We start from the raw sequence: 25,313 nt of genomic DNA, 5'->3' as shown, positions 1-25,313 counted from the left end.
AGAGTGTCGCCGCCGGCGGCAACACTAATTGCGGGTCGTCCGAACGGAGCGCCATGGAAACACCGGACGAGACGACGGTCCGCGCGGCCGACTCGTGTCGGGAGTCGCTGCCCGAGCGCGTCGACGGCGGGCGGGTGCTGTTCGGATTCGACGGCTACATCGACCGCGTTCGGGAGTTCGTCTCCGAGCGACAGTCGGCAGATACCTACGAGCGGGTGCCGACGCTCGACGCGTTCGCTGACCGCGTGAACGACTCGGTCGAAGCCGAGAGTTCGCTCACCTTCGAGTGGATTCAAGACGGCGTCCGCACCGGCGGACACGTGAGCCACCTCGCGCGCGCCTTCGACCGGATGGGGTTCGAGCCCGGAGTCGTCGGCTGTCTCGGCGACCCGGTCGAAGAGCCGTTCGTCGAGGAGTTCGGCCACCTCCCGCTGGAGACCCTCGGGTCGCCGGGCTACACCGACGCCGTCGAGTTCGGCGACGGGAAGCTGATGCTCACCGAAATCGGCGCGCTGATGACGCTCGACTGGGCCGGAATCGAGTCGCGCGTCGGCCTCGACCGACTGGCCGAACTGGTCGACGGGGCCGAACTCGTCGGGATGGGCTACTGGTCGGAGATGCCCGAGCTACCGGACGTGGCCCGCGGCCTCCGCGAGGAGCTGTGGCCGACGCTGTCGGACCCGCCGGAGACGCTGCTTTTGGACCCCGGCGACCTCAGAAAGCGAGAGCCCGACGTGGTCGCCGCGGGCGTCGAGCAGGTGTCGGCGCTGGACGACGCGGTGCGCGTCGTCGTCTCTGCGAACCGCTACGAGACGCGCTATCTCGCGCGGCTGGCGGGCGTCGAGAGCGACGACTTCGGCCGCGAGTCACAGGCGGCGTTCGACCACCTCGGCGTCAGTCGGTTCGCGGGCCACGGCATCGAGGAGGCGCACCTCGTCGACGAGGCGGGAACCGCGACCGTCGGGGTCCCCCGGACGGACGACCCGGTGTTGACGACGAGTTCGGGCGACCACTTCAACGCGGGCCTCGCGCTCGCGCACGTCCTCGACCTCGGTCGCGTGGAGTCGCTCGTCGTCGGCAACGCCGTCGCGGGACACTTCGTCAGAACCGGGTCGCCGCCGACGTACGACGAACTACGGGCGTTCGCCTCGGGGTATCTCGATTACTTCGACGCCGCTTAAATACCGATTGTCCACACAAGGGTCAGATATATTACTAGAATCGGCGTACCGATATGCGTCGGTGGCACCCCCCACACGGGCGCACCGCCGGAGAGCCGCGAGTCGCGCCGTTCCGGCGGCGAAATCGACACCCGCCGTGGCATCTCGCGCCCGGTTGCCGCGCCCCACCACGGTCCCGTTTTGACGCATCATCGGCTCTTCACTCGGACCGCGAACCGCGGTCGAGGTCGTCTATCGTCGACCCGACGAGGTTTCGGAGGGCCCGACGAAGCCGCTGTGAGAGCGCCTGTTCGGTGATACCCAACCGGCTCGCGATGTCGTCGAGACCCGCCTCTTTCGGCGTCTCGAAGTAGCCCCGTTCGAAGGCGAGCCGAAGCGCCGTCAGCTGTTTCTCCGAGAGGCCGGTGTCCGGGGGGTGACGCTCGTCGAGGCGGGCCGGTTCGACGCGGCGCACGTCGATGTCGATATCGCGGGAGAGACAGGCGTCGTGGAATCGGGTGGTCAGCTCGTTCGACGGGAAGTACACCGACAGCGACCAGCCGTACCTCGTGCCGACCATTCGCCGGACGATGCCGTCGCACTCGCGGATGGCCGAGAGGATGTCGCCGTCGCGGGTCGCCCACTCGCAGCGGTAAAGCCGTCCCTCGGGTCCGTCCGATATCGGTTCGAAGCGCTCGATGCTCGCGTGGTCGTCGAGCAGGTCGTCGAGCGCCTCGCGGTCGCTCCCGCGGGCGACGAAGTAGGGAACCGGCTCGTCCGTCACCGGGATACCGCCGACGAACGTGAGTTCGAACTCGGGGTCCTCGAACGTTCCGTCGGGCGAGGCCCCGGCCAGCGGGTGGCCGAGTTCGACCTCGTACCCACTGGCGTGGTCGCCGGTCATCGCAGCGCGGAGGCAGCGGCTGCATCGAACACCGAAGCGACGGCACACGCTCGTATGTCGGATCTCACGAACGGAGAAAAATACGGGCGACCGAAGGATATTTTTTGCGGAGACTAATCCTTTCATAGTAAAGGTGTTTAAAAATGGTGCCACAAAGTGGAGGTGTCGGGCAGTCGCGCCGGAGAGGATTTAAAAACAGTTTCATGACACTTCTGCCGCCGTCAGTCGAGTCGAATCGGGTCGGCGCTGGGGCGAATCTCGACCGACACCTCGTCGCCGGTGGCGAAGCCGTGACCGGGACAGACGAGTTTGCTCCCGAAGTCGACGCGAGACGCGAATAGTGACAATCCAGTGATTTGAACGCCGTCGACGAGCACGTCGAAGTCGGCCCACGGAACGTCGCGGCCGGCCGCCCGGCCGACCCGCTCGCCGAGGAGCGACAGCGATTGTCCGTCTTCGACGGGCGAGAGCGCGCCCCCGAAGCCGTAGTGGGCGAGCCCGCCGTCGAGGACGACGCCCTCGTCGCTGGCGAGACCGACGAACCCGTCGGGGGCGACCGCCGCGTCGGCGCGGGTCGGGGCGTCGAGAACGACGAACGTCTCGGCCGTCTCGACGACGGTTCCCGTCCCGTCCCAGTCGAGCGGCGAGACGGTCACGTCGGGCGACACCGGGAGCGACCCCCGAGCCCGGTGGTGGTTCGCGTCCGCGGCCCGAAAGCCGACGTGGACGTGGTTCGAGACCCACGGCGCGAAAAAGCCGGAGCGGACGAGCCGTCCCAGCGAGTCACCGACCGCGACCTCGTCGCCCGCGTCGACGCCGGGGTCGACGTGGAGGATGCGCGCGACCAGTCCGTCCCGGGGGTCGTCGTCGGGGTCGCCGAGCCAGTCCAGTCCGGTGGCGTCGGCGTCGACATCGACGAGGATGAGGTACTCGTCGTCGTGGGCGTAGGGCTTGTCGGGCGCGCGGACGGTCCGCGTCTCGCGGACGACGCCCGCGACGGGCGAGCGGGCCACCGGGTCGTCGGCGGCGACGTAGAGGTCGATAGCACACCCGCTGTCGTGGGCGGGGTACGGCGAGTTGTAGAGCGAGAAGCGCTCGAAGCGCGAGAGCATCGGCCGCGGCAGTCGCAGCATGGTCGTCGGGACGGGACGGGTGCGCTTAGGTACGTCGGGGTGGTTCTCTCGGGCATGCGCGTCATCCGCGGCCGCGGGCCCGACCGGGAGGCGGACCGGGCGGTCACCGCGGCCATGCTCTGCGAGGCGGGCGACACGGACGAACCGGCGTTCCGCGCGTGGACGCCGCACCGACAGCTCGCGTTCGGCAGGCGCGACACCCGCGCCCCGCGGTACGACGAGGCCGTCGCCGCCGCCGAGGAACGCGGTTTTCCCGCTGTCGAGCGCTCCGTCGGCGGCCGCGCGGTGGCCTACACGGGAACCACCGTCGCGTTCGCCCACGCGGTTCCCCTCGACGACGCCCGGAGCGGCCTCGACGCGCGGTACGAGGCCGGAACGACCGCCGTCGTCCGCGCCCTGCGAACCCTCGGCGTCCCCGCGCGGCGGGGCGAGCCCCCGGCGTCGTACTGCCCCGGCGACCACTCGGTCCAAGCGGGCGGGAAGCTCTGCGGCCTCGCCCAGCGCGTTCGAAAAGAGAGCGCGCTCGTCTCCGGCGTGGTCGTCGTCACCGACCGCGACGAGATAGCCGACGTGCTCGCGCCCGTCTACGAGGCCATCGACGTTCCCTTCGACCCGGATTCGGTGGGGAGCGTCGCCGACGCCGGCGGCCCGGCCAGTTCCGACGCGGTCTGCGACGCCCTCGAAGCCGCCTTCGTTGGCGACGCGGAGACGCGCGTCGAAGGCGCGGCGGACCTCGCGTGAGCGACTGACTGCGACCGCTCCCCGAACCGCCGGCCCCGTCACTCCCCGAACCGCCGGACTTAGCACCCGGCGCGTCGCACCCCCTCGTATGCGAATCGAGAACGCGACGCTGGCCGACGGCCGCGCCGTCGACGTCCGCGTCGAGGACGGAACCGTCGAGGCGGTCGGTGACCTCGACCCCGTCGCCGACGAGGAGACCGTCGACGCCGAGGAGAACCTGCTTCTGCCGGGCGCTATCGACGTGCACGTCCACTTCCGCGAACCGGGATTCGAGCACAAGGAGACGTGGGAGACCGGCGCGCGGAGCGCCGCCGCGGGGGGCGTGACGACCGTCGCCGACCAGCCGAACACCGACCCGACGACGACCGACGGCGCGGGCTTCGACGTGAAAGCGGAGTGCGCCGCGAACGCCTGCATCGACTACGGTATCAACGGCGGCGTCACCGCCGACTGGGACCCGGACAGCCTGTTCGACCGACCGCTTTTCGCCCTCGGCGAGGTGTTTCTGGCCGATTCGACCGGCGACATGGGCATCGAGGCCGACCTGTTTGCCGAGGCCGCGGAGCGCGCCGGCGAGGCGGGCGTGCCCGTCACGGTCCACGCCGAGGACGCCGACCTGTTCGACGAATCGGCCATCGAGGGCGACCTCGGCGGGGTCGGCCGCGACGCCGACGCCGACGCGTGGAGCGCCTACCGGACCGCCGAGGCCGAAGCGGTCGCCGTCGAGCGCGCCGTCCGCGTCGGCGGCGAGACCGGCGCGCAGATTCACATCGCCCACACGAGCACGCCGGAGGGCGTCGACGCCGCCCGCGACGGCGGCGCGACCTGCGAGGCGACGCCGCACCACCTGTTTCTGTCCCGCGACGACCTCGACGAGTTGGGCACCTACGGCCGGATGAACCCGCCGCTCCGCTCCGAGGCGCGCCGCGAGGCCATGTTCGAGCGCCTCGCCGACGGCCGCATCGACATGGTCGCCACGGACCACGCGCCGCACACGCGCGAGGAGAAAGAACGGTCGCTCCTCGACGCCCCGAGCGGCGTCCCCGGCGTCGAGACGATGGTGCCCCTGCTTCTCGGCGCGGTCGTCGCCGGCGACCTCACCGCCGAGCGCGTCCGCGACGTGGTCGCCGCGAACCCCGCCGACGTGTTCGACCTGCCGCGCAAGGGCCGCATCGAGGCGGGCGCGGACGCCGACCTCGCGCTGTACGACCTCGACGCCGCCCGCGAGATTCGCGGCGCGGACCTCCACTCGAACTGCGAGTGGACGCCGTTCGAGGGCCACACCGGCGTCTTCCCCGAGTGGACGATGCTCCGCGGCGAGTTCGTCTGGGACGGCGACGAGTTCGGCGCGGTCGCCGGCGAGAACGTCCGCGACTGAGCGCAACTGAGCGCGACTGCGGCGCGAAACTCTCAGAACCGCGCGGCCGCGACCTGTGCGCCCTTCCAGCCGACGCCGACGAGCACCGCCAGCGGCGCGGTCAGTGCGACCAGCGAGACTGCCGACCCGGCGAGGCCGCCGAGACCACCGAGGCCGGCCGACAGGACGACCGTCCCGAGGAAACCGCCCACGGCGAGCGCCGGGGCGACCAGCGCGTACGCGAACAGCCAGCGCTGTCTGCGAGTGAACCGGACGCCGTATCCCGGTCCCGGCGGGATGAGCAGGCCACCAGCGAGGAGGACGAAGCCGGCGACCCCGAACACGAGGAGGAAAAAGCCCGCGAGCCCGTGGGCGAAGCCGTCGCTTCCGGGCGGCGGCGGGGGCATCGTGACGGCGGTCCGCCAGACGAACGCGAGAAGCGCGACCCCGGCCCCGGCGACGGGGAGTTGGAGCGACCCGAGGACCGCGCGGAGTGACCATCGCATCGGGCCGACTGTCGGCGGGGAGACAGATAGCAGTTCCGCCGTCGGGTGTCGGGACCCCCGCCGGACCGGACGAACCCGACGCAAGCGAATCTTTTTCCCGTCCGACTCCCCGAGGGAGTGACACGCATGACCGACGAGCGGACGCCGCCGCGAGGCCGCGACCCGAACGCGGACGCCGACGAACCGCACGCACTCACGGGACTGCTGTCGTTCTGGGAGACGGTCGTGGAGGACGCCGAGGCGACCGCGGCCGAGTACGAAGACGAGGGCTGGGAGACGCTCGTGCTCCATCCCGGCGACGTGTCGGTGTTGCCGCCGGCGAACCTGCCGGAGGCGACGGAGCGCGTCGGCTTCGACGTGCTCGTCCCCGGAAGCGAGTTCGACGCGCTGTCGTCGTGGGTCGAGTCGGCCGAGTTCGACCGCTACGACGTGTACCGCGCCCGCGAGGACGACACCGTGTTCGTCGTCTCGGTCGTGCAGGACGCCGCGGCGTCGAAGGCCGTCGTCGTCCCGCTGTACTACGAGCTGGGCGAGGTGGACGCGATGGCGACGAAGGCGCGAAAACAGGACGAACTCCGGCTCTACGTTCGGCCGGTCGAGGCGGACCGACGCGTCGAGTTAGTCCAGTCGGAACCGGACCCGCTTTTCCCCTGACTGCGAGTCGGCGCGGCGTCGGTCCGGGGTCGAAGCCGTGGGGTCGCACGGACCGCGGGGCCTCACTCCTCGTCAGACAGTTCCTCTTGCCGCAGTTCCGTGCTCGCCTCGCGGACCTCGCGCATGACGCTCGAAATGCGCTCTTCGGCTTCGAGTTCCTCTTCGACCGAGAGGTCGACGCCCTCGACTTCGAGCAGGAACTTGGCGATTTCCGTCACCTCGTACATCATCTCGTCGAGTTCCTCGGCCGTGAAGAACCCCGACATCGCGCCGTAGAGGAACGTCGCGCCCGACTTCCGGACCTTGTCGCGGAACGCAGACCGGGCCTGATTGACCGCCTGCGGCGTGTAGGTATCGGTCATGAAGGGGACGAGTTCGGGGAGGTTGTTCCCGATTTTCGTCATCTCGACGCCCGTCTCGGTCCGGAAGTCGGCGCAGAGTCGCGCGATTGCCCACTCGCGGGCCGTCACGTAGGTCCGCTCGCGGAGGAAGTCGTTGACGCGGTCGTACTGCGCGCCGTCGACCTTCTTGAACCGGGCGTACTTCTGTACGTCCTCGGGAACCGCGTCGTCGGCGTCGGCTCCGGCGTCTGGACCGGCGTCGCCGGCCTCGGATTCAGTCGCAGTTTCGGCGTCGGCATCGGCTCCGGCGTCGTCTCTCGGTTCCGCGCCCGCAGTCTCCGAGTCGGTGGCCGGGTCTGCTGGCTCCGTGTCTCCCGCCGCTTCGTCCGCCGCCGCTCGCGGGTCCGCGTCGGGGCGAGCCGTCTCCTCGGCGTCGCTCGCGCCCGTCTCGAACTCGTCGGACTCGTCTGTCATACCGCGGGCTACCGCGGCACGGCCGAAAAGGGTTCCGCGACGCGCGGTCCCCCGCCGGCGGGGATGTCGCCCCCCGTTTCCGGGTAAGGGTTTTCTATCGCGCCCGCGAGATTGGGAATCATGAAGGTACTGCTCGGAATCGGTGGCAGCGACGATTCCATGCGGGCGCTCGAAACGACGGTCGAACGGACGGCCGAGGTCGGCGACGACCTCACGGTCGCCATCGTCGACAACCCGTCCGGCGAGCGCTCGCGCGAGGAGATGGAAACGCGGGTGACGGAACTGCTCGACGAGCGCGGCGTCGACGCGACCGTCCGCGCGCTCGACGGCGACCCGGGGAGCGCCCTCGTGGACCTCGCCGAGAACGAGGGGTTCGACCAACTGGTGCTCGGCGGCGGCGAGACGAGCCCGATGGGGAAGATACAGATCGGCAACATCGCGGAGTTCGTCCTGTTGAACTCCCACGTGACCGTCACCCTAGTACGATGAGCGACCGAACGTTCTCCGACGCCGTCGCCGACCCGTACGACGCGCCGCCGCTGTCGTTCACCGACGGGGAAGACCGCACCATCGAGGTGCGCGCGCACGACGGCTCCGACGAGGAGTTGGAGGCGCTCGTCGAGATGTACGACGCGTTCGACCCCTCGGACCGCGCGCAGGGCATCCCGCCGGGGCGCGAGGACCGCATCCGCGACTGGCTGGAGAACATCCTCGACGAGGACTGCCTGAACGTCATCGCGTGGGACGGCGACGAGGTGGCCGGCCACGCGACGCTCGTCCCCGACGGCGACGCCTACGAACTCGCCATCTTCGTCCACCAGACGTACCAGCGCGCCGGCATCGGGACGCGGCTCATCAAGGCGCTGCTCGGCCACGGCCGGGAGGCCGGCGTGGAGAAGGTGTGGCTCACGGTCGAGCGGTGGAACCGCGCGGCGGTCGGCCTCTACCAGACCGTCGGCTTCGAGACGAGCGACGCCGAGAGCTTCGAGTTGGAGATGACTATCCGACTCGCCGAACCGCCGGACGACGAGGGCGGCTGAGGGCGGCGGCGAGCCGCGACAACGACCAACGATTCAGGATTCAGACAGGATTCAGACCGAAAGCACGGGCTGGCTGGCGTACAGGAGGACGTACTCGGCGGCCTTGGCGAGCACCTCGCCGGGGTCGCCCGAGACGGGCTCTCGGGGCACGACGATGAAGTCCGCGTCGAGTTCTTCTGCGGTGTCGAGGACGACGCTGCCGGGGTGGCGGAGCTTGCTCGTCCGCGAGAAGCCGTAGGCGACCGACGTGGTGACGGGCACGTCGGCGGTCTCTGCGAGCGCCGACACCGTGTCGGTGACGGCCTTGCTGTCCTCGGCGACGGCGTCCTCGTCGACGACGCCCTGCTCTATGGCGCGGACGACGTCCTCGCCGAGGACGTGGACGGCGTGGACCGCGGCGTCGTACTCGGCCGCGACGGCGGCGGCGTACTCCGCCGCGCGCGTCGCCTCCTCGCTTTGGTCGACCGGCACGAGAACGAGGTCGATAGAGAGCGGGCGCGGTGACATGTCCCCACCTGCGTCGGGGGACGACAAAAAACTCACCCCACGGTCCCGCCGGCCGACCGCCCCAGACTGGTTTTATGCCGCCGCGCCGTGAACCCGAAGCCATGTTCGACACCATCGTCATCGCCACCGACGGCTCGGCGAGCGTCCGCCGGGCGGTCAGCGTCGCCGTCGACCTCGCAGAGCGGTTCGACGCGTCGGTCCACGCGCTGTACGTCATCGACGCCGGCGACGTGGAGACCGCGCCGGACCGACTCCGCGACGAGATGCGCGACGCGCTCACCGAACGCGGCGAGGAGGCGCTCGCCGAGGTCGAGGCCGCGACCGACCGCGAGGTGACCGTCGCGGTGCGAGAGGGCCGCCCCGCCGCCGAGATTTCGAACTACGCCCGCGAGGTCGACGCCGACGCCGTCGCCATGGGAACACGGGGGCGCCACGGCGAGAACCGCTTTCTCATCGGCAGCGTCGCCGAGCGCGTCGTCCGGACCTGTCCGGTGCCGGTGCTGACGGTCCGCCAGCTGGAGGAGGGGACGACGGACTCCCTGCTGAGCGACGAGGCGGCCTGAGCGGGCCGCGTGGCTCGGTTCGGTCTCGGCCCGCGGGACGTTCGGCGCGGTCTCCGCCGACGGAATCGGGAGGAGTTTTCCCCGTCGCGCCCGAGTTCGGCGTATGGAAGACGAGCTCATCGACAGTTCTCAGCTCTCGCTCCCCCGCAAGTCCGTGCTCCCCGGAGCCGGCTTCTTCTACCCCGAGTCGTTCGACGAGGAACGCGCCGAAGAGCGCGCCAAGGCGAAACTCGAAGACGCGTCGGTCGCGGTCGTCACCGACACCGACGCCGACGGCCTCGGCTGCGTCGCCCTCCTCCGGGAGGCGTACGACGCCGCACTCGACGTGGCCGACTTCGAGGAACGCATCGAGGAGAAACTCGCAGACGACGAAGGCGACGAGGACGAGGACGACGAGGACGAATCGCCCCTCAACGAGGAAGCGGAAGAAGAGCGCCCGAAATCGCCGGTCGCGCTGATGGGGTCGAGTCCGTACTCGTTGGAAGACGACCTCCAGCGCGTGGCCGACTACGCTCCCGAGGGCGTCGAGGTGTACGTCTGCGACCTCTGTCCGGACAAGTTCGAGTACGTCGAGGAGGAACTCGCCGCGCTCGTCGAGACGGCGGGCGAGATTCACTGGTACGACCACCACCAGTGGAAGCCCGAGGTGGCCGAGGCGGTCCGCGAGGCCGGCGTCGACCTCGTCGTCGGCGAGTCCGACGAGGAGTGTTCGACCGACGTGACGCTCCGCGAACTCGACTACGAGTTCGACGAGCGGTTTTCCGAACTCGCGGCCGTCACCCGCGACCACGACCTCTGGCTGAACGAAGACGAGCGGAGCCAGGACCTCGCGGACTACGCCTACTGGACCTCGAAAGAGGAGTACGTCGCCGTCGTCGGCGCGTACGGCGCGGACCTCCCGCCGGTCGTCGAAGAGTACATCGCCCACCGCCGCGTCGAAAAGGAGAACCTCATCCAAGCCGCCGTTGACCGCGCCGACCTGAAGACCGTCGGCGACTGGACGGTCGGCGTCACCTACGGCCGCTGCTCGCAGAACGAGGTCGCCGACGCCCTCCGCGAGGCGGGCGCGGACGCGGCGGTCGTCGTCAAGCCCGCCGGAAGCGCCTCCATTCGCGGCTCCGACGACTTCGAGCGCTGTCACGAGGTCGCGGACCTCGTCAACGGCGGCGGCCACCCGAAGGCCGCCGGCTGTAAGCCCGACATCTACGACGACATGCTCGACTACGCTCACCACTGGACGACGCAGGGCGCGACGACGAAGCGCGTCATCCTCCGGGCGTTCGAGCAGGTCGCAGACGCGGTCGCGGAGGCGGAAGCGGAAGCGGAAGCGGAAGCGGAAGCCGCGGCCGACGCGGAAGCCGACGATGACGCCGAAGACGACGAAGGCGTCGAAACCGAGCGCTAACGGCGAAACTAAACTCGAAACGCGGCGTCGAAAAACGGGGGTCGATTACGCGTCGTCGACGACCCAGCGGTCGGAGTACGTCGTGCCGCAGGTACACTTGGCGTAGGCGTGGACCACGTCGCCCTCCTCGTAGATGCCGCCGACCTCCTCGTTTTGCGCCTCGGCGAACGAGAAGATGAACTTCACCTCGTGGTTCTCCTCGGCGGCCGCCTCGGGGCAGGTGCCGCCGCTCAGGTCGTCGTCGATGTCGCCGTCGTTGCCCATGGCGGTCTGGGCGAACTCCATGGCGTCCATGCCCGTGCCGGCCGCGAAGGCGCGGCGGCCGTCGTCACCGGGGACGACGAGGACGTAGCCGTTGTCGACTTCGACGCCCATGTTCGGGAGTTTGCCCTGACTGTCGAGGTACTCGTGGGTGAGATAGAGCGCCACGTCGTCAAGGCGCTCGCCTGCGAGATACTCCGTTACCTTGCTCATACCCCGCCTAGGGCGGTCGGCGCGTAAAAGCGGCGTGTCTCGGAGTCCGACCGGTCACTCGTCGGACGGGCCGAACTGCTCCGCGATGCTCGAAAGCGAGTCGTTCGGCCGTTCGGTGATGCGGTACACCTGCCGGACACCCGGAACCCGGAGGCCGTACTGGTAGCCGTCGTCCAGTTCGTCAAGTTCGACGGCGTCGCCGTCGGCCCGGTCGTGTTCGCGGCACCACTCGACGAGTCGATTCTCGCCGTCGTTCGGGGTGCGAGCGAGGCGCTTGTTGTCGTACGCGCCGCGAATCACGAGTCCCGAGGCGTCGGCCGAGAGACGGGCGTGGTAGGCGGTGCCGCCGAGGTGGAGGCGGACGAAATCGCCGTCGGCGGCGAGCACGTCGTCGGGGACGCGCAGGCAGGGGCGGCGAGTGCCGCCGCTTCGGGCGATGTTCGCGCGGAACGTCTGGACCGACGGATGGTCGGAGGGCAGTTGCTCTGACACGGGGAAGAGAGGAGTGAGACGGCGTTATTCGTCGGCTTCTTCGTCGTCGCCCTCACCGAAGGCGGCGGCGACGTCGCCCTCGCCGGCGACGACCTTCGCGTTGATCTGGACGGTCTCGTCGGAGACCTCGCGGCCGCGGACGGTGATGCGCTTGCGCTCGCCGTCGCGGGACGGCTTGTAGCCGATGCCGTCTTCGGCGAGGATTTCCTTGAGCGCGCCGCCGGGCACGTCGGGGTGCATCGGTCGGCCGGCCTTGTCCGAACCGCCCGTCAGTTCGAGCGTGAAGCCGTCGAGACCGACGGCCGCGCCGTCGACCTCGTCACCGAGGTCGCGGCCGAGGAATCGGTTTGCGTCCTGTCCTTCGACGTCGACTTGGTAGGTCGCACCGGAGTCGGGGTCGGCGACGACGACCATGAATTCTGCCATGCGCGGATGAAAACGGTCGCGGATAAAAAGTACGTCGAAAGCGCGTCTCGGGACCGCACCCACCGAATCGGGGTGAAACGGCCGAATTCGGCGTCGTCAGGGAGAACGGAGAACCCAGGTAAGAGTTAACATTCAACATATCGTACACCGTAACATGAGCAAGGATATCGACACGCGTGGGGTCGTAGCCCTCGTCAAAGCCAAATCGAGGGCGCTGGTCGGCCCCGAGCCGACGGACCTCGTCGAACGACGCCCGGCGGAGTTGGTCGAGCGCCGGACGGAGGCGTTGGTCGAGGCGGAGCCGACGACGCTCGTCGAACCCCGGCCGACAACGCTCGTAAAACAGCGACGCCACGAATGTCCCACCTGCGGCTACAAGTCCGAAGAGGCCGTTCACGAACGAGTCTGCCCGGAGTGCGGCGGGACGCTTCGCAACGCCGGCACGGGTCGGGACTGAGTCGCAAGCGGCGGAGTCCAGGAGGAGGCACAGACACGACGTTCGCGGTGGTTCGTGCTCGCCGCACCGAGAAGACAGAGACGGCGCTGCGGCGGGTTAAAACCCGTCTTCCCACCGGAACGTGCCGTTCCGCTGGACGACCTCGCCGTCGACCTCGATGCGCGAGTCCTCGCTCATGTCGGTTATCATGTCCGTGTGGACCGCGGACTGGTTGCCGTCTTCGCCCTCCGGGAGACACGCGCCGTAGGCTCGACCGACCGCGAGGTGGACGGTGTCGCCCATCTTCTCGTCGAAGAGGATGCTGTCGGTGAAGCGGTCGATGCCGCGGTTCATGCCGATGCCGAGTTCACCGAGTCGGCGCGCGCCCTCGTCGGTGTCGAGGATGCCGGCCAGCGCGTCCTCGCCCGCGCCCGCGGAGAAGTCCACGACCTCGCCGCCCTCGAACGTCAGGTGGACGTTCTCGACGCGCTGACCCTCAAGCGTCATCGGCACGTCGAAGAACACCTCGCCCTCGACGGCGTCCTCGACGGGCGCGGTGAACACCTCGCCCGACGGGAGGTTGTGGGAGTCGTAGGCGACCGACGCCGCGGAGTTGACGGCGGTCCGCCCCTCGATGGACATCGTGAGGTCGGTGTCGGCCTTGACGATGCGGACCTCCGACCCGGCGTCGAGCACGTCTTTCATGTTCGCCATCTCCTCGGCGAGTTCCGACCAGTCGCGGAGAATCGCGTCGTAAACGAAGTCGGCGTACGCCTCGAAGGACATGCCCGCCTGCTGGGCCGCCGCGCGGGTGGGGTGGACCGTCGAGACCCAATCGGTGTCCATGCGCGCCTCTTTGACCTCGCTCGTGGCGCGGCCGTAGGCCTGCCGCGTCTCGGTCGGTACGTCGGCGGTCGCCGCCGTGTTGCGGGTGCCGCCGAGAAAGAGCACCGAGTCGGCGGCCTCGTAGAGGGCGAGTTCGTGTTCGGGAAGTTCGAAGTCGCCGTCGTGCGCGCGGAGGTACGCCCGCTGGACCTCCTCGGAGGCGTACGTCGTGACGACGTTCGCGCCGCGCTCGCCGAGTGCGTCGGCGACGGCGACCGCGAGGTCGTGAGCCCCCTCGCCGACGGAGACGACCACGTCGTCGCCGGCCTCGATTCGCGCGCTCCAGTCGACGAGCACCGCGGCGTGCTCGTGGATGCGTTCGTCCATACGCGACCCTCGCGCGCGGCGGTAAAAACGTCGGCGTCCGCGAACGCGCCAAACCACAACCACTACCACCCCCCGCGGACGATGCCGACGCATGCAACTAGGCGTCATCGGCCTCGGCCGGATGGGACGCATCGTAGTCGACCGAGTGCTCGATGCCGGGCACGAGGTCGTGGCCTTCGACCTCTCGGCGGAAGCCGTCGCGGCGGCCGCCGACGCGGGTGCCGAACCCGCGGACAGCGTCGCCGACCTCGTCGACCGACTCGGCGACGACAAGCGAATCTGGCTCATGGTCCCCGCGGGCGACGCGGTGGACGCGACCCTCGACGACCTCGACCCGCACCTCGACGGGGACGACGTGGTCGTCGACGGCGGCAACTCCCACTTCGAGGAGTCCGTGCGGCGCGCCGAGGCGTGCTCGGCGGCCTACCTCGACTGCGGGACCTCCGGCGGCCCCGCCGGTGCCGAACTCGGCTTTTCGCTCATGGTCGGCGGCCCGCAGTGGGCCTACGACGAGCTGACCCCCGTCTTCGACGCCGTGGCGACCGGCCCCGACGGCCACGGCCACATGGGCGACTCCGGCTCCGGCCACTACGTGAAGATGGTCCACAACGGCGTCGAGTACGCGCTGATGCAGGCGTACGGCGAGGGCTTCGAACTGCTCGCCGAGGGTCGCTACGACCTCGACCTCGAATCGGTCGCCAAGACGTGGAACAACGGCGCGGTCATCCGCTCGTGGCTCCTCGAACTCTGCGAGGAGGCGTTCCGCGAGGAGGGCAGCGACCTCGGTGACGTGGACGACCACGTCGCGGGCGGCTCGACCGGCACGTGGACGGTCCAAGAGGCGCTCGAACAGGAGGTCCCGGTCCCGCTCATCTACCAGTCGCTCGCCGAGCGGTTCGGCTCCCGCGCCGACGACCGCTTCTCCCGCCGCCTCGCCAACCGGCTCCGGTACGGCTTCGGCCGGCACGAGGTCGCTCGGAAAGACGACTGACGCGGCCGCGAACTACCGGCCGTGCCCGGCGACGCTCTCGGCGCGCCCGAGACGGACGCCGTTCTCGCCCCCGATATTGTGGGAACCCCGGTGAAACCCTCGTCTCGGCGGCGAAATCGACCGCCCGCGGGTGCCGCCACAATCACAATTTCCTTAACCCCTCCCTCCATATCCGCCGGTATGGCAGTCATCAGTCTGGTGGGTGTCGGGGCCGGATTGGTCCTGGTACTCCTCGCCGTCGCCCTGCACTACTCGAAGGGCACCGGCTGGGAGCCGACCGCCGACATCACACAGGAGGTCCTCGAACGCCGCGCGGCGACCGTCGCAGAGACCGACTTCCCCGAGCCGATGAACCGCTCTATCGGGGGCGGCGGCGGCGTCGCCGCGGTCGGTGGCGGCGAAGAGGGCGCCGAACTCGAAGGCGAGGAAGCGGAAGAAGAGCCGAGCCCCGCCGACATGCCCGAAGACGAAGTCGAGTACTTCGAAGTCGAGTTCGTCAAGCAGGGCGAGACCATCGAGCTGGCGAGCAACGAGACGGTGCTCGACCAGGGCGAAGACGCCGGGATGGACCTCCCCTACGCGTGCCGACAGGGTTCCTGTGTCTCCTGTGCCGCGAAGATTACCGACGGCCCGGCCGAAGAGTACATCACGCACCACACCCAGGAGACGCTCTCCGACGAGGAGATGGACAACGGCTACACGCTCACCTGCGTCGCCTACCCGAAAGCCGACTTCGCCATCGAGACCGGCGAAGCGCCGTAACGCGACGACCGCAGCCACCCACCTTTTCTCGCGACGCCACCCATCCCGGTGAGCCGCGGTCGCCGCTCGTGCGGCCGACCGCCCCGCCACGACTCGCCCAGTCGCACTCGTTCGGTGCCGGGACGTTCCAGCGTTCGAAGACGCCTATCGACGCTTTCAAACGGTCTCCGCGTGTCTCACCTGTTCAGTGTCCCTCCCCGAAGGAGGTTCCCTCACCGAAGGCGACCTCAAACGGCCGATGTTCGAACTGGCGTGGCCGATTATCGTCACCGAACTCCTCCAGGTGGCGTACAACCTCGCGGACACCGTCTGGCTCGGCCGGCTCTCGACCGACGCCGTCGCCGCCATCAGCCTCGCGTTTCCGCTCATCTTCCTTCTCATCTCCGTCGGCGGCGGCTTCACCGTCGCCGGCAGCACGCTCGTCGCGCAGTACACCGGCGCGAAAAGCGAGGGCTCCGCCGGGACCGTCGCCGGACAGACGCTCACGTTCATCACCGTCATCGCCGTCGTCGTCGGCGTCATCGGCTTTTTCGCCACCGACGCGATGCTCGGCGTCCTCCCGAGTTCGGAGGCGACCGCCGGGCAGGTCATCCCCCTCGCCGGCGACTACATGCGCGTGTTCTTCCTCGGCCTGCCGTTCCTCTTCGGCTTCTTCGTCTTCTCCGCGCTCATGCGCGGCTACGGCAACACCCGCGCCCCGATGGTCGTGATGTTCATCAGCGTCGTCATCAACATCGTCATCGACCCGGTGTTCATCTTCGGCTTCGACGCCAACCCGCTGTTTTCGATGCTCGGAGTAGAGGGCTTCCAGGCGAGCCTCTTCGCCGCCACGGGTTTCGACGGCTTCAAAGTCGCCGGCGCGGCGTACGCGACGGTCCTCTCGCGCGCCGTCGCCACCGTCATCGGCATCTACGTCATCTTCGGCACGAGCGCCGGCCCCGACGTGCAACTCGCCGACTTCCGCCCGCAGTTCGAGTACATCAAGCAAATCGTCGATATCGGCGTCCCGAGCGCTATCGAGCAGTCCGCCACGGCCCTCGGCTTTATCACCCTCACCGCGATGGTCGTCACCTTTAAGCCCGAAGTCGTCGCGGCGTTCGGCCTCGGCAACCGCCTCACGTCGCTCGTGTTCCTTCCGGCGCTCGGCCTCGGTCGGGCGACAAACACCATCGTCGGCCAGAACCTCGGCGCGGGGAAACCCGACCGTGCCGAAAGCGCCGTCTGGCTCGCCGCCAAAGTGGGCGCGAGCGTCATGCTCGCCACCGGCGTCCTCGCGTACGTCTTCGCCGAACCCGTCGTCGCGTTCTTCCTCCAAACCGGGACCACCTCGGCCGCCCAAACCATCGACCTCGGGGTCGAGTACATCCGTATCCGCGCGGTCGAGTTCGGCTTCATCGGCGTCCTCCAGGTCGTCCTCGGCGCGTACCGCGGCGCGGGGAATACGAAGACCGCCCTCGGTTTCTCGCTTTTCGCGCTCTGGTTGGGCCGAGTGCCCATCGTCTACCTGCTTTCGTTCCAGTTCGGCTTCGCCGAGACCGGCATCTGGCTCGGAATGGCCGTCGGACAGATTCTCGGCGCGATTGCGGCCACGGCGTGGTTCACCCGCGGGACGTGGAAACACAGCGTCGTCGACGCCGACGCGGCCGGAACGTAATCGGCCGCCGGCGCGGGTTCCACAACGGTTTTACGTCGGTGCCGTGTAGCTCTCTCCGCTGAGGGCCCGTAGCTCAGTGGACAGAGTGCTTGGTTCCGGACCAAGATGTCGCGGGTTCAAATCCCGTCGGGTCCGTTCTACCCTTAGACGCTCCGCATTGACCATACAGAGGCGTCCTTGGTCCTAAACCAACCACTCTGTCCACTGAGATTTGAACACTCTGCGTGACGCGCCTTACCGCCGTCGTGGATTCCACTAGATTCGAACACAGTATTCTACAAGTAGATTTCTCAGTAGAACCAGAACATACGTATCATATACAATTCCCAACCGCCCCAAGCGACGAGACCCAACACACCCACACCACAGAAGCCACTCAGAATTTGGGACTATACACGACAAAATGAGTTATCGGAGGGTGCTGGAGAGACTACCCGACTACTGGCCACCGTACCCCTTCGAGATTGCGAGAGTCACGAAGATCAGGAACAGCGCGAGCACGATGATCGTGTCAAGGATACCCCAGAGACTCGAAGCTCCCGAAGACCAATTGGTGGTACTCACACCCACAACCTCACTAATTGCGATGGGGAAAAGGAACGATGCGACCAACGCCCCGACGGTGAGACCTACGACTGTCGTGATGATCTTGTTCATTTGGGCTTGCCCACGATCCTCACCAGAGACGTATGCCTCAGCAAGAGACCGTGCAAGCCGAATCTTATCTGAAATCATTACATCTAAACCGCAGATATCGGAGTGTAAAAGGCTGTTTAGAGGCCCATTACTCCCCGATTATGGGACTTTAGACCCTACTCGATATGTCCCGTCGGCTTTCCCCGAATCCACCGCCTTTCTTTGCACAGGGAGAACCTAAGATAACCATAGGACTTTCGCACAGGACTGTGCGGGAACACTTGAAACTGCACATGGGGGATAGGCTACCACGGGGTACACAGAGGGGAGTATCCATACAGCGGGGGACGTACTGAGAGACACACTATACCTGAAAACACGTACACTACGTACAGATTTAGAGCCTCCACGGTAGAACGAGACCGATACCACTCTCGAAGGGACTACTTGCTTAGTTATTCATGCAGAGGCACATAACTAACTAACAGAATAGAATAGGAAATCTCAGGCTGGATTCACCAACGAGACCTATCGTGCGTATAGCGAGGCTGAAGGAGAGAATTTGCTACTATATCTGGAGAATTGAGAGTTATCTACGGGTTCTGAAGGAGTGGTAGGGGTGAAAAGTAGTCCCGGTACAGGACAACCGAGACTGAGACCCTACCTGAAAGAGAGAACAACCGAGATCACACGCAATGCGAACGCAATGCGAAGTCTCGTGGTAGTTCCTGTCTTCTGTGGAACCGTGATTTCTCACGGCAAGTGATACTCGGAGATTAGAACTAGTAAACCCTTCCCCCGATTCTATACGCGCTTCCGTCCACTCACTCCGTTCGTTGGGTCCGGGTCGCTACCGCAACCGCAACAGCTTCTCGAACAGGATCGTGGGGTGTTTCTGATCTCTCCAGCAAGAGGGAAGGACTAGGATGGGAGTTTAGATCTAAGACTCTAAAATTCTAAAACTCTAAATCTATATTCTATATTCTATATTCTATATCACCGCAGTATATTCACCGAGACCCTCTGGTTGGGGTTCCTCCGACACTTCGTGAATACGTCCATCCTTCGTGAACTCAGTCTTGGGTCCGTTTCTCTCTCAGTTCGTCTCGGGACTCCTTCGAGAGTCGGACCGGGAGAACGTCCCGTTAATGCCCTCTGTCTTGTCCACCTATCCCGAATCCCAACGAGGGTAGCCCAGAAGTACTGGGTTGGTGCATACGCAGTCGGACCCCAATCACGGTGATTCCTGATACGGGTTTAGCGGACGGGCAACGACGTTAAGCCAATAGAACGAGTAGAGCCAACTGGTCTCAGTTGGGGTTCTACCCATCCCATTTTCTTAGTTCGCTACTGGTTAGTCAGATAGTGGACTGTAAAAGGGTAACGTGACTCCCCCCGTCACACATTTACTTTAGGTTAGTGTGACCGAACCCATCACACACCCAATTCGATACGTATAGTACCAAAATAGAGTCTTCCTCCGGGGAGAGACCAATTACACTCGGGGAAGAAAGGAGTACCCAAAAGATAGACTATACTCACAGTAGTCCCAATTCAGATGTTACTCAGGTATCCCCTCCGTTGCTCAACTTTCTGTTCTTCAGATCGCTGATCGTAATGCTTCGAGAGAACCTGAGAACCCACATTCATCCGATCACTCACAACCTTCTCAGGAATATCCCGAGAGAGAAAATGCGTGATACTCCCCCGTCTCACATCGTGCGGAGAGACTGAGGAAGGGCACTTACTTGCACTTTTTCGGTGATCATCCGTCGCCTCACACGTTTCGATCTCCCGACCGTGTGGACACTCTCCTGTGTACTCACACGGCCTTGTGAGACGGTACACGTTCTCCCGTATAGCTGTTCGAGATACACGTCCCTGAGAAGTACTGAATAGTGGTTCACGACCGTAGTCGTCGCGCTTGTCGGGTCTCCTGTGTTCTATCCAGTCTGTAAGTACCTCACACGTATCTGGTCGGAGAGCAACCAATCTCTCCCCCTCAGATCCATTCTTGAGTGGAGTATCCTGTGTTGGTCTATGTCGTAGTCTAATCCGTGACTGTGATTCATCGTAGTCCTGTAAATCAAGCCCACGCGCGGCACCGAGACGGATTCCGGTTCTCCAGAGTAAGAGTACAAGCGTGTGTCGGAAAGAGGCGTACTCGAACCGATCTAAGTACTCTAAGATTGACGTAGCTTCCTCGTTCGTGAGGATCGTTTCCTTGTGGTCCTCGTTAGGCGAGAGAGACGGAGAGACAACAGACTCACTCAGGTTGTTCCTTACGGCGTCAATCCTCTCACAGAAGCGAATAAACACACGTATAGTATCCATCTGAGTCTTCAGACTCACGTTAGATAGATTTCCCACCTCACGTCTCCAGAGTCGGTACTGATGCATCATACGTCCACTCAGGACATTCAGATTCTCTATGTCTTCTTGGTCACACCACCGCTGAAAGTAATCCAAGCGGTATCCGTAGGCCTTCAGCGTCGCCTTCGATACCTCTGTTTCTCGTTCTTGTAGGTACATCTCGACCGCTGTTGATGGGTCGATAGGTTCCAAGTCGTGTTGATCTAGCATGGTCCTGTTTTGCGGAACCACTCGAACGACAAGACACAGGATAGAGCATTTCTAACCCATACATACGGGTTTATTTCACTCTATGTCGCGGGTTCAAATCCCGTCTGGTCCGTCCAAATTTTTGGCGTTTTCTATATGTAGAAAACGTCCGACTCACGTCTTCTACCGGCGGGTCTCATCGCGGGTATATATACTCGCGAGCGGGGGCCGAAAAAGAGTCCACCACGAAACGGAACGCGGGTCGCCGCTGTCTTGCGGTCTGGCCGGGCCAACGGGGTGGTCGGCATGATGCTGCTCGACTCGGAGAGCCGAAAGAGCAGCTGTCTCAACTGCGGGTCACACGTCACCCGCGACTTCCGCCGCGTCTACGGTGACCGCGAGGACCGCGCACACCGCTGTCACGAGTGCGACACGCTGGTTCGACTACAGCGCGGTTCCGCGGGCGGTCTCGACGTTCCGATTCCGGACCCGTGGGACGGTGCCCCCGGTCGGCACGGCGGTAACCCGGAGCGGTGGCAATGACGGTCCGCTGTCCGTCCTGCAGCCGCGACAGCGACTGCATCTTCCGCTGTGAGTACTGCGGCCGCGATCTCGCGGAGGAGGACCGGCGGTGAGTTCCGTCGCGAGCGCGCCCCACGAGACGCGCGGTGATCTCCTCTACGGCGAATACGGTTCGTCGCCGTACTGGGCGGTTCGCCAGCTGTACAACCACATCGACGGCGGTATCTCGAAAGTCGAAGTGGAGGTTCCCCGCCTCGAGGAGGACGGAACCGAGACGTGGGAAGTCTCGATGGGGTTCCACCAGTCGGGACTCTCCCCGCGCGAGGCAGACACGGTAAACTCGCTTCTCGAGTACGACATCAACGCGTACGGCGAGGGAGAGCGGAAGCTTCCGGTCTGTGTACAGCCGCGTCTCGCGTGGTCCGACGAGAACCGACCTGACAGCGTCCCTTCGACGCTCGGGCCTGCCACGAACGTGAAACTGCAGAACGTCGTCAACCTCGAGTTAGACGAGATACCGCACGTGTTCAAGTGGGTGATGCGCCGAGTCTGCGAGAAAGTCGGCTTCGACTGGTCGCGCAAGTACTTCGCTGAAGAGCCACACAAGTTCTCGACGATAACCCAGCACGAGCGGTACCTGCGGATCGACCGCGATCAAGCGAAGAAGTTGGTCAGGCGCGACGGCGTCTTCATGCGGTTGTTCATGCTCTCGGCCGACATCGAGGGCTCGCACGTCGTCTACGATTCGAACAACGAGGACGTGGTTGGCTACAACCACCAGCTCCGGCTCGATCGGTCGGCTATTGCTGATCTCTTCCCGAACAGCCAGCACCGTCCTCGAGGGCTTCAGCTGAAGCACTACCACCCGCAGTACGTCCGTGAAAGTTCGGACGGTGACCCGCTGTACCACCCGAAACTCGGGGCGCTGTACAAGAAGAACCTGAACCGCGATCAGGCGGTCGCGTGGGACGACCGGCACGATCTGGTTGGCGACCTGGAAGAGAAATTGCTGAACGTCCTTTCGTGGGCGGACATCCCAACTCAGCCTGGTATGTGGTTCGTCGCTGACGACCACTTCAGCGCGGTCGCGTCCGACCGGACGATTGCGCTGTGGGATGACCCGACCCCACAGATCGAAGCGTCCCAAGAGTCGGTCATCATGCGCACGCTCTCGCGGCTCACCGACGCGGACCACGACGTGCTTGAGCACTTGGCGCTCACCGACGGCGGCACGAGAGTCGGTGAACTCGAAGACGGAACCGGTTGGTCTTCCACGACGATCTACCGTGTTCTCCAGCGTCTCTCAGGTCTACTCGAAAACGACGGCGGTGTCGTGAAGTGGGTCTCCTCGAAGATCGCGCAGGAAGTGCGCGAGCTGGTGAGCATCGCGGACGACGTGGTAGACTCAGTCGCCGGTCGAATCGAGAACGTGCTGAACGTCGACCCGCGCGACCTGGAGCGGTCTGGCCGAGCGCTGCAGAACTGGCTGAACCGCTACGGCGCTGAGGTTGTCGCCGGGATGGATGACCGTGACGACCGCGTTCGGATTCGCATCCGAACGGTGCTCACTCAGTCGAAGAACTCCACGGCGACCGGCGAGTACCTTCCCGACGTGCTCGAGGAGGGATACAGCGCGTGGTGTGACGCAGGTCTCGACTCGCGGCGGTTCCTCAACGCGATCATCACCTACGACCGGGCGTACGGTCCCGTGCAGAACACGGTCGCTCGGAAGCACCTGTAGCCGGTGGCCTCCTGAGTGGCAACACTCTCGGTCAGTTCCTTCTTTTATATACTACTCTCCGATTTTAGGCCGAACCTTGTTTTCGGGTGGAGTCTCGATTCCCCGTGAGCGGCCGCGCTCGAGGAGATCGAGCGGGTGCTCTCCCGCTGGATGGGAAAGCCCCCTTAGGGAGTGTGACTAACGTCACAACTGTGGAAAAATAACCCTCCGCCCCCGCAACTCCAGTTGATCCACGCGAAGGGGGGCTCGGAACGTCGCGCCTATTCGGGCGACGCGTAGCGCCCCATTTATGTTCAATTACTGTAGACTCGGAGTAGTGAGCGACGAACTCCCCACCGCCAAAGAGATCTTAGCGACTCACGAGCTTGTGGAAGAGCATTGGGATCTCAAGTATCGTGGGACGCGCGTCGCTGCCCCGAGGTTGAAATTCAAACGACTACTCAGAAGGGTCTCGGAGTCTGAGCCGGTATACCCCCGCGCCGCTGCACTTCTGCGCGAAATCGCAACGGAGCACTACTTCGAAGACGGAAACAAGCGAACTGCATGGCTGACGATGCGCGACTACTTGGACCGCCACGGGGAGAAGCCAGCAGACACAGGAGAGACTGCGGTACAGGTGATGAAGCGAATTCGCCGTTTCGACACCGAAGAACTCGCTATCTGGCTGGAATCAGGAGATCTCGATCACCATAAACTCGAGCCGTAAACCACGGAAAGACTCAAGCCGGTCTACTTCATTGATTTATTCAATCAATGAGTCTCTCTCACCCCGACGAGGAATCCGACGACCACGAAGAGCGGATTGCTCGGTTCATCGAAGAGGACTTCGAGCTGCTCGACGCGCTTCACGAGTAACTCCCGAACGAATTTCCTCACCTGTTTTGACGGCAGTAGAAGACTGAGCGACAGCCGTTTCCAGAACCAGTCGCGTCTCTCAGAGTGACCTTTGACCCACGTCGATCTCGCAGCTCCTCGAGCATCCCGACATCCGAAATCGAGTCACTACCGGGGACCGATCACCACCGGAACCCCGCCAAATCGAACCATACTGTAAGTAATTATACGCCGCCACGGGGGTGTGTGGTGGTGGCCGTTGCTCGAAGTGTACGCGGTCTAGTAATTTTACGTTTGACACCGACCACGGCCTGTATTCGTGATTGGTGACTTTGGAGATAGAACTAAGTAGAATTGGGTGGCCGGTGAGGTGTCAGCAATGGTATTCCGAAAGCTCCGAAACCACGACGGCACCCCGCTTGTTGCACTCGACCGTGACGATCTCGTCCTCGACGGCGTCATCGTTGCCGATGAAGACGAACGCGAAGAACAGAGTATGCACGTCCAACGACTCGGCAAAGGCGTCTACGTCGTCCGTCCGGTGCCGGAGGATGGACCGATCCAGCCGCTCCATGAGACCGAGCTGCTGCAGGGGCTTGTCAAATAAAGTTGCCACTCACGAAATGATCGGCGGTAGAAGGGTTTGTGGGAGCTGGGATTTCACCAGATTGACGGCCTTCTTGCCCCACTCGACCGCAGTTGATTCGATGCTGTACTTCTCGTCCAATATCTTCCAGATTTTCTTAGCCATAGTTTTTATTACGAAAGTTATCACCTCGTCAATACCGCCCGTGACTGCCACCTTGCTCAGTTTCAATATTGCCGTTCCCACCGATTGAGCGTTACACTCAGACCCTTCTGGGGATTCGAACCCCTATTGATCCCTTGCTCCGTGGCGTCACGAGTTTCTCGACGTGGACTATTCGAATTCGAGACACTTTGCTTTTTGCGCTAAGGGTTTGGTCGTCTGACTGCAAAGAGACTGGACTGACCGGACTTTCGATCCGACTCCCAGGGGTCAGGCGTGAATGTATACAGTATCCTCGATGTATGCACCTTCACCGACGTTGACGGAGGTTACCGTGCATAGATTCGAGCTAATTCGACCGAGTGGTCGGCGCGGTTTCGGTCATGGTTTACTGAGGTATAAGAGGAACCAACCGTCGCTCACTCGAGATTCACGCAAACCGACCCCCGGTGCATACATATCTATTTAAACACAGGATTGTGCGCCTCATGTATTCTCCAACAGGCCGAGCAAATCATTACCAAGCTGGAATAGTCCGAGCGCAAAAGCAATCATTCCAATCGCAAAGAGCATTATTGAAACAAAGAATACACTCTCTGGAGAACGGCGAAGAACATTGACCACGAATGCGACTGTAACCAACAAGAAACTCAGGGATCCGCTGAGAAGGATCATCCCATAGATACCCATCTCTGCAGAGCCTGCTTTGTTTCTCCGCGCTAAACCAATAGCAATGACAACTACTGTTGCTATGATCAGGCCCCACGATATTTGCTGATTTCTTGACATCCAAATGATGAACGTCTCAACCTGATCTGGTGTTGACGAGAGTGCAATGAACACAGAGATGATTGCAGCACTAGGGAACAATACCGCCACACCACCCATTAGTGTTCTAAAGTTTCGCTCGAGGTCAACCTCAGATGTGTCAAGTTGGGAACTCACACTACTCAGGTTCTCTGAGTCCAAGAACAAACGTAGGACTGCCTGTGAGATGTATATGAACGCAGTAAAAGTGAGAATGATAACCTCAAGAAG

Annotated in this window: 29 protein-coding genes and 1 tRNA gene; 17 read left to right on the top strand and 13 right to left on the bottom strand. The window is 64.5% G+C overall.

The window, feature by feature from the left end; translation table 11 throughout:
- The first annotated feature begins 53 nt into the window (after positions 1-53).
- Positions 54-1,181, top strand: coding sequence for a hypothetical protein (locus tag E4P24_RS09280; RefSeq protein WP_188148399.1), 1,128 nt, complete (start codon positions 54-56; stop codon positions 1,179-1,181).
- Between the two features lie 199 nt (positions 1,182-1,380).
- Here E4P24_RS09280 and E4P24_RS09275 read toward each other — a convergent pair whose 3' ends face one another.
- Positions 1,381-2,064: a helix-turn-helix domain-containing protein gene (locus tag E4P24_RS09275; RefSeq protein ID WP_008574713.1), complete on the bottom strand. Its 684-nt coding sequence runs from the start codon at positions 2,062-2,064 to the stop codon at positions 1,381-1,383.
- 221 nt (positions 2,065-2,285) lie between these two features.
- Positions 2,286-3,197: a hypothetical protein gene (locus E4P24_RS09270; protein WP_170076678.1), complete on the bottom strand. Its 912-nt coding sequence runs from the start codon at positions 3,195-3,197 to the stop codon at positions 2,286-2,288.
- Positions 3,198-3,251: 54 nt separating this feature from the next.
- Between E4P24_RS09270 and E4P24_RS09265 the strand changes: the two genes are divergently transcribed.
- Positions 3,252-3,938, top strand: a complete 687-nt coding sequence (locus tag E4P24_RS09265; protein WP_188148398.1) for a lipoate--protein ligase family protein — start codon at positions 3,252-3,254, stop codon at positions 3,936-3,938.
- 88 nt (positions 3,939-4,026) lie between these two features.
- Complete coding sequence (locus tag E4P24_RS09260; RefSeq protein WP_115861264.1) at positions 4,027-5,316, top strand: dihydroorotase; 1,290 nt, start codon at positions 4,027-4,029, stop codon at positions 5,314-5,316.
- A 32-nt stretch (positions 5,317-5,348) separates the two neighbouring features.
- Here the strand turns inward: E4P24_RS09260 and E4P24_RS09255 are convergent, their stop codons facing one another.
- Entirely contained in the window at positions 5,349-5,801 is a 453-nt protein-coding gene (locus E4P24_RS09255) for a hypothetical protein (RefSeq protein WP_004063072.1), read from the bottom strand.
- 126 nt (positions 5,802-5,927) lie between these two features.
- Between E4P24_RS09255 and E4P24_RS09250 the strand changes: the two genes are divergently transcribed.
- Complete coding sequence (locus tag E4P24_RS09250; protein ID WP_006601078.1) at positions 5,928-6,455, top strand: hypothetical protein; 528 nt, start codon at positions 5,928-5,930, stop codon at positions 6,453-6,455.
- Positions 6,456-6,517: 62 nt separating this feature from the next.
- On the opposite strand, the gene E4P24_RS09245 is transcribed toward E4P24_RS09250, so the two are convergent.
- On the bottom strand, positions 6,518-7,270 hold the full coding sequence (locus E4P24_RS09245) for a DUF5806 family protein (protein ID WP_004063073.1): 753 nt from the start codon (positions 7,268-7,270) through the stop codon (positions 6,518-6,520).
- 120 nt (positions 7,271-7,390) lie between these two features.
- On the opposite strand from E4P24_RS09245, the gene E4P24_RS09240 reads away from it, so the two are divergent.
- Together E4P24_RS09240 and E4P24_RS09235 are read left to right on the top strand one after the other, a co-directional pair.
- Positions 7,391-7,759 carry a universal stress protein gene (locus E4P24_RS09240; RefSeq protein ID WP_004041703.1) on the top strand — a complete coding sequence of 123 codons (369 nt, stop codon included), beginning with the start codon at positions 7,391-7,393 and terminating at the stop codon, positions 7,757-7,759.
- Positions 7,756-8,310, top strand: coding sequence for a GNAT family N-acetyltransferase (locus E4P24_RS09235; protein WP_008574696.1), 555 nt, complete (start codon positions 7,756-7,758; stop codon positions 8,308-8,310). Before E4P24_RS09240 ends, E4P24_RS09235 begins: the two co-directional genes overlap by 4 nt.
- Positions 8,311-8,361: 51 nt before the next feature.
- On the opposite strand, the gene E4P24_RS09230 is transcribed toward E4P24_RS09235, so the two are convergent.
- Positions 8,362-8,817 (bottom strand): universal stress protein, encoded by a 456-nt coding sequence (locus E4P24_RS09230; RefSeq protein ID WP_004041708.1) that lies wholly within the window; start codon positions 8,815-8,817, stop codon positions 8,362-8,364.
- 101 nt (positions 8,818-8,918) lie between these two features.
- Here E4P24_RS09230 and E4P24_RS09225 point away from each other — a divergent pair, with 101 nt between their 5' ends.
- Together E4P24_RS09225 and E4P24_RS09220 are read left to right on the top strand one after the other, a co-directional pair.
- Positions 8,919-9,380: a universal stress protein gene (locus E4P24_RS09225; RefSeq protein WP_186328097.1), complete on the top strand. Its 462-nt coding sequence runs from the start codon at positions 8,919-8,921 to the stop codon at positions 9,378-9,380.
- Between the two features lie 103 nt (positions 9,381-9,483).
- Complete coding sequence (locus E4P24_RS09220; protein WP_188148397.1) at positions 9,484-10,785, top strand: DHH family phosphoesterase; 1,302 nt, start codon at positions 9,484-9,486, stop codon at positions 10,783-10,785.
- 45 nt (positions 10,786-10,830) lie between these two features.
- On the opposite strand, the gene E4P24_RS09215 is transcribed toward E4P24_RS09220, so the two are convergent.
- The 3 genes from E4P24_RS09215 to E4P24_RS09205 are packed head-to-tail and all read right to left on the bottom strand — an operon-like array spanning position 10,831 to position 12,177.
- On the bottom strand, positions 10,831-11,259 hold the full coding sequence (locus E4P24_RS09215) for a DUF5807 family protein (protein WP_004041714.1): 429 nt from the start codon (positions 11,257-11,259) through the stop codon (positions 10,831-10,833).
- A 54-nt stretch (positions 11,260-11,313) separates the two neighbouring features.
- Positions 11,314-11,751 (bottom strand): hypothetical protein, encoded by a 438-nt coding sequence (locus E4P24_RS09210; protein ID WP_188148396.1) that lies wholly within the window; start codon positions 11,749-11,751, stop codon positions 11,314-11,316.
- A 24-nt stretch (positions 11,752-11,775) separates the two neighbouring features.
- Positions 11,776-12,177 carry a 30S ribosomal protein S6e gene (locus E4P24_RS09205; protein ID WP_188148395.1) on the bottom strand — a complete coding sequence of 134 codons (402 nt, stop codon included), beginning with the start codon at positions 12,175-12,177 and terminating at the stop codon, positions 11,776-11,778.
- 154 nt (positions 12,178-12,331) lie between these two features.
- Between E4P24_RS09205 and E4P24_RS09200 the strand changes: the two genes are divergently transcribed.
- Entirely contained in the window at positions 12,332-12,634 is a 303-nt protein-coding gene (locus E4P24_RS09200; RefSeq protein WP_004041718.1) for a rubrerythrin-like domain-containing protein, read from the top strand.
- 96 nt (positions 12,635-12,730) lie between these two features.
- On the opposite strand, the gene E4P24_RS09195 is transcribed toward E4P24_RS09200, so the two are convergent.
- Entirely contained in the window at positions 12,731-13,825 is a 1,095-nt protein-coding gene (locus tag E4P24_RS09195) for an aminopeptidase (RefSeq protein ID WP_115803300.1), read from the bottom strand.
- 91 nt (positions 13,826-13,916) lie between these two features.
- Between E4P24_RS09195 and gnd the strand changes: the two genes are divergently transcribed.
- From gnd to E4P24_RS09175, 4 genes are all read left to right on the top strand, one after another.
- The gene (gene gnd / locus E4P24_RS09190) at positions 13,917-14,816 is read left to right on the top strand and encodes a phosphogluconate dehydrogenase (NAD(+)-dependent, decarboxylating) (protein WP_004041720.1); all 900 of its coding nucleotides are present in this window, start codon (positions 13,917-13,919) and stop codon (positions 14,814-14,816) included.
- Positions 14,817-14,996: 180 nt separating this feature from the next.
- A complete protein-coding gene (locus E4P24_RS09185; protein ID WP_049896652.1) occupies positions 14,997-15,578 on the top strand; it encodes a 2Fe-2S iron-sulfur cluster-binding protein in 582 nt (193 codons plus the stop codon).
- A gap of 187 nt (positions 15,579-15,765) precedes the next feature.
- Complete coding sequence (locus tag E4P24_RS09180; protein WP_304466017.1) at positions 15,766-17,232, top strand: MATE family efflux transporter; 1,467 nt, start codon at positions 15,766-15,768, stop codon at positions 17,230-17,232.
- 62 nt (positions 17,233-17,294) lie between these two features.
- A tRNA-Arg gene (locus tag E4P24_RS09175) sits at positions 17,295-17,367 on the top strand.
- Between the two features lie 303 nt (positions 17,368-17,670).
- Here E4P24_RS09175 and E4P24_RS09170 read toward each other — a convergent pair.
- Positions 17,671-17,967, bottom strand: coding sequence for a hypothetical protein (locus tag E4P24_RS09170; RefSeq protein WP_188148394.1), 297 nt, complete (start codon positions 17,965-17,967; stop codon positions 17,671-17,673).
- A 1,455-nt stretch (positions 17,968-19,422) separates the two neighbouring features.
- Positions 19,423-20,400, bottom strand: a complete 978-nt coding sequence (locus E4P24_RS09165; RefSeq protein WP_345776372.1) for a site-specific integrase — start codon at positions 20,398-20,400, stop codon at positions 19,423-19,425.
- 336 nt (positions 20,401-20,736) lie between these two features.
- Here E4P24_RS09165 and E4P24_RS09160 point away from each other — a divergent pair, with 336 nt between their 5' ends.
- The 4 genes from E4P24_RS09160 to E4P24_RS09145 all read left to right on the top strand — a co-directional run bounded on the left by E4P24_RS09160 (position 20,737) and on the right by E4P24_RS09145 (position 24,134).
- Positions 20,737-20,973: a hypothetical protein gene (locus tag E4P24_RS09160; RefSeq protein WP_008610516.1), complete on the top strand. Its 237-nt coding sequence runs from the start codon at positions 20,737-20,739 to the stop codon at positions 20,971-20,973.
- An 88-nt stretch (positions 20,974-21,061) separates the two neighbouring features.
- On the top strand, positions 21,062-22,693 hold the full coding sequence (locus E4P24_RS09155) for a MarR family transcriptional regulator (protein WP_188148392.1): 1,632 nt from the start codon (positions 21,062-21,064) through the stop codon (positions 22,691-22,693).
- A gap of 316 nt (positions 22,694-23,009) precedes the next feature.
- Positions 23,010-23,399 (top strand): type II toxin-antitoxin system death-on-curing family toxin, encoded by a 390-nt coding sequence (locus E4P24_RS09150; RefSeq protein WP_188148391.1) that lies wholly within the window; start codon positions 23,010-23,012, stop codon positions 23,397-23,399.
- 507 nt (positions 23,400-23,906) lie between these two features.
- Complete coding sequence (locus E4P24_RS09145; RefSeq protein WP_049967636.1) at positions 23,907-24,134, top strand: hypothetical protein; 228 nt, start codon at positions 23,907-23,909, stop codon at positions 24,132-24,134.
- A 9-nt stretch (positions 24,135-24,143) separates the two neighbouring features.
- Here E4P24_RS09145 and E4P24_RS09140 read toward each other — a convergent pair whose 3' ends face one another.
- A complete protein-coding gene (locus E4P24_RS09140) occupies positions 24,144-24,359 on the bottom strand; it encodes a hypothetical protein (protein WP_188148390.1) in 216 nt (71 codons plus the stop codon).
- Between the two features lie 402 nt (positions 24,360-24,761).
- Positions 24,762-25,220: a hypothetical protein gene (locus E4P24_RS09135; RefSeq protein ID WP_147298726.1), complete on the bottom strand. Its 459-nt coding sequence runs from the start codon at positions 25,218-25,220 to the stop codon at positions 24,762-24,764.
- Positions 25,221-25,313: the final 93 nt, after the last annotated feature.

It is taken from the genome of Haloferax sp. AS1 (genome assembly GCF_014530665.1).
GTDB classification, from domain to species: domain Archaea; phylum Halobacteriota; class Halobacteria; order Halobacteriales; family Haloferacaceae; genus Haloferax; species Haloferax volcanii.
This window is presented reverse-complemented; position numbering and strand designations above follow the sequence as displayed.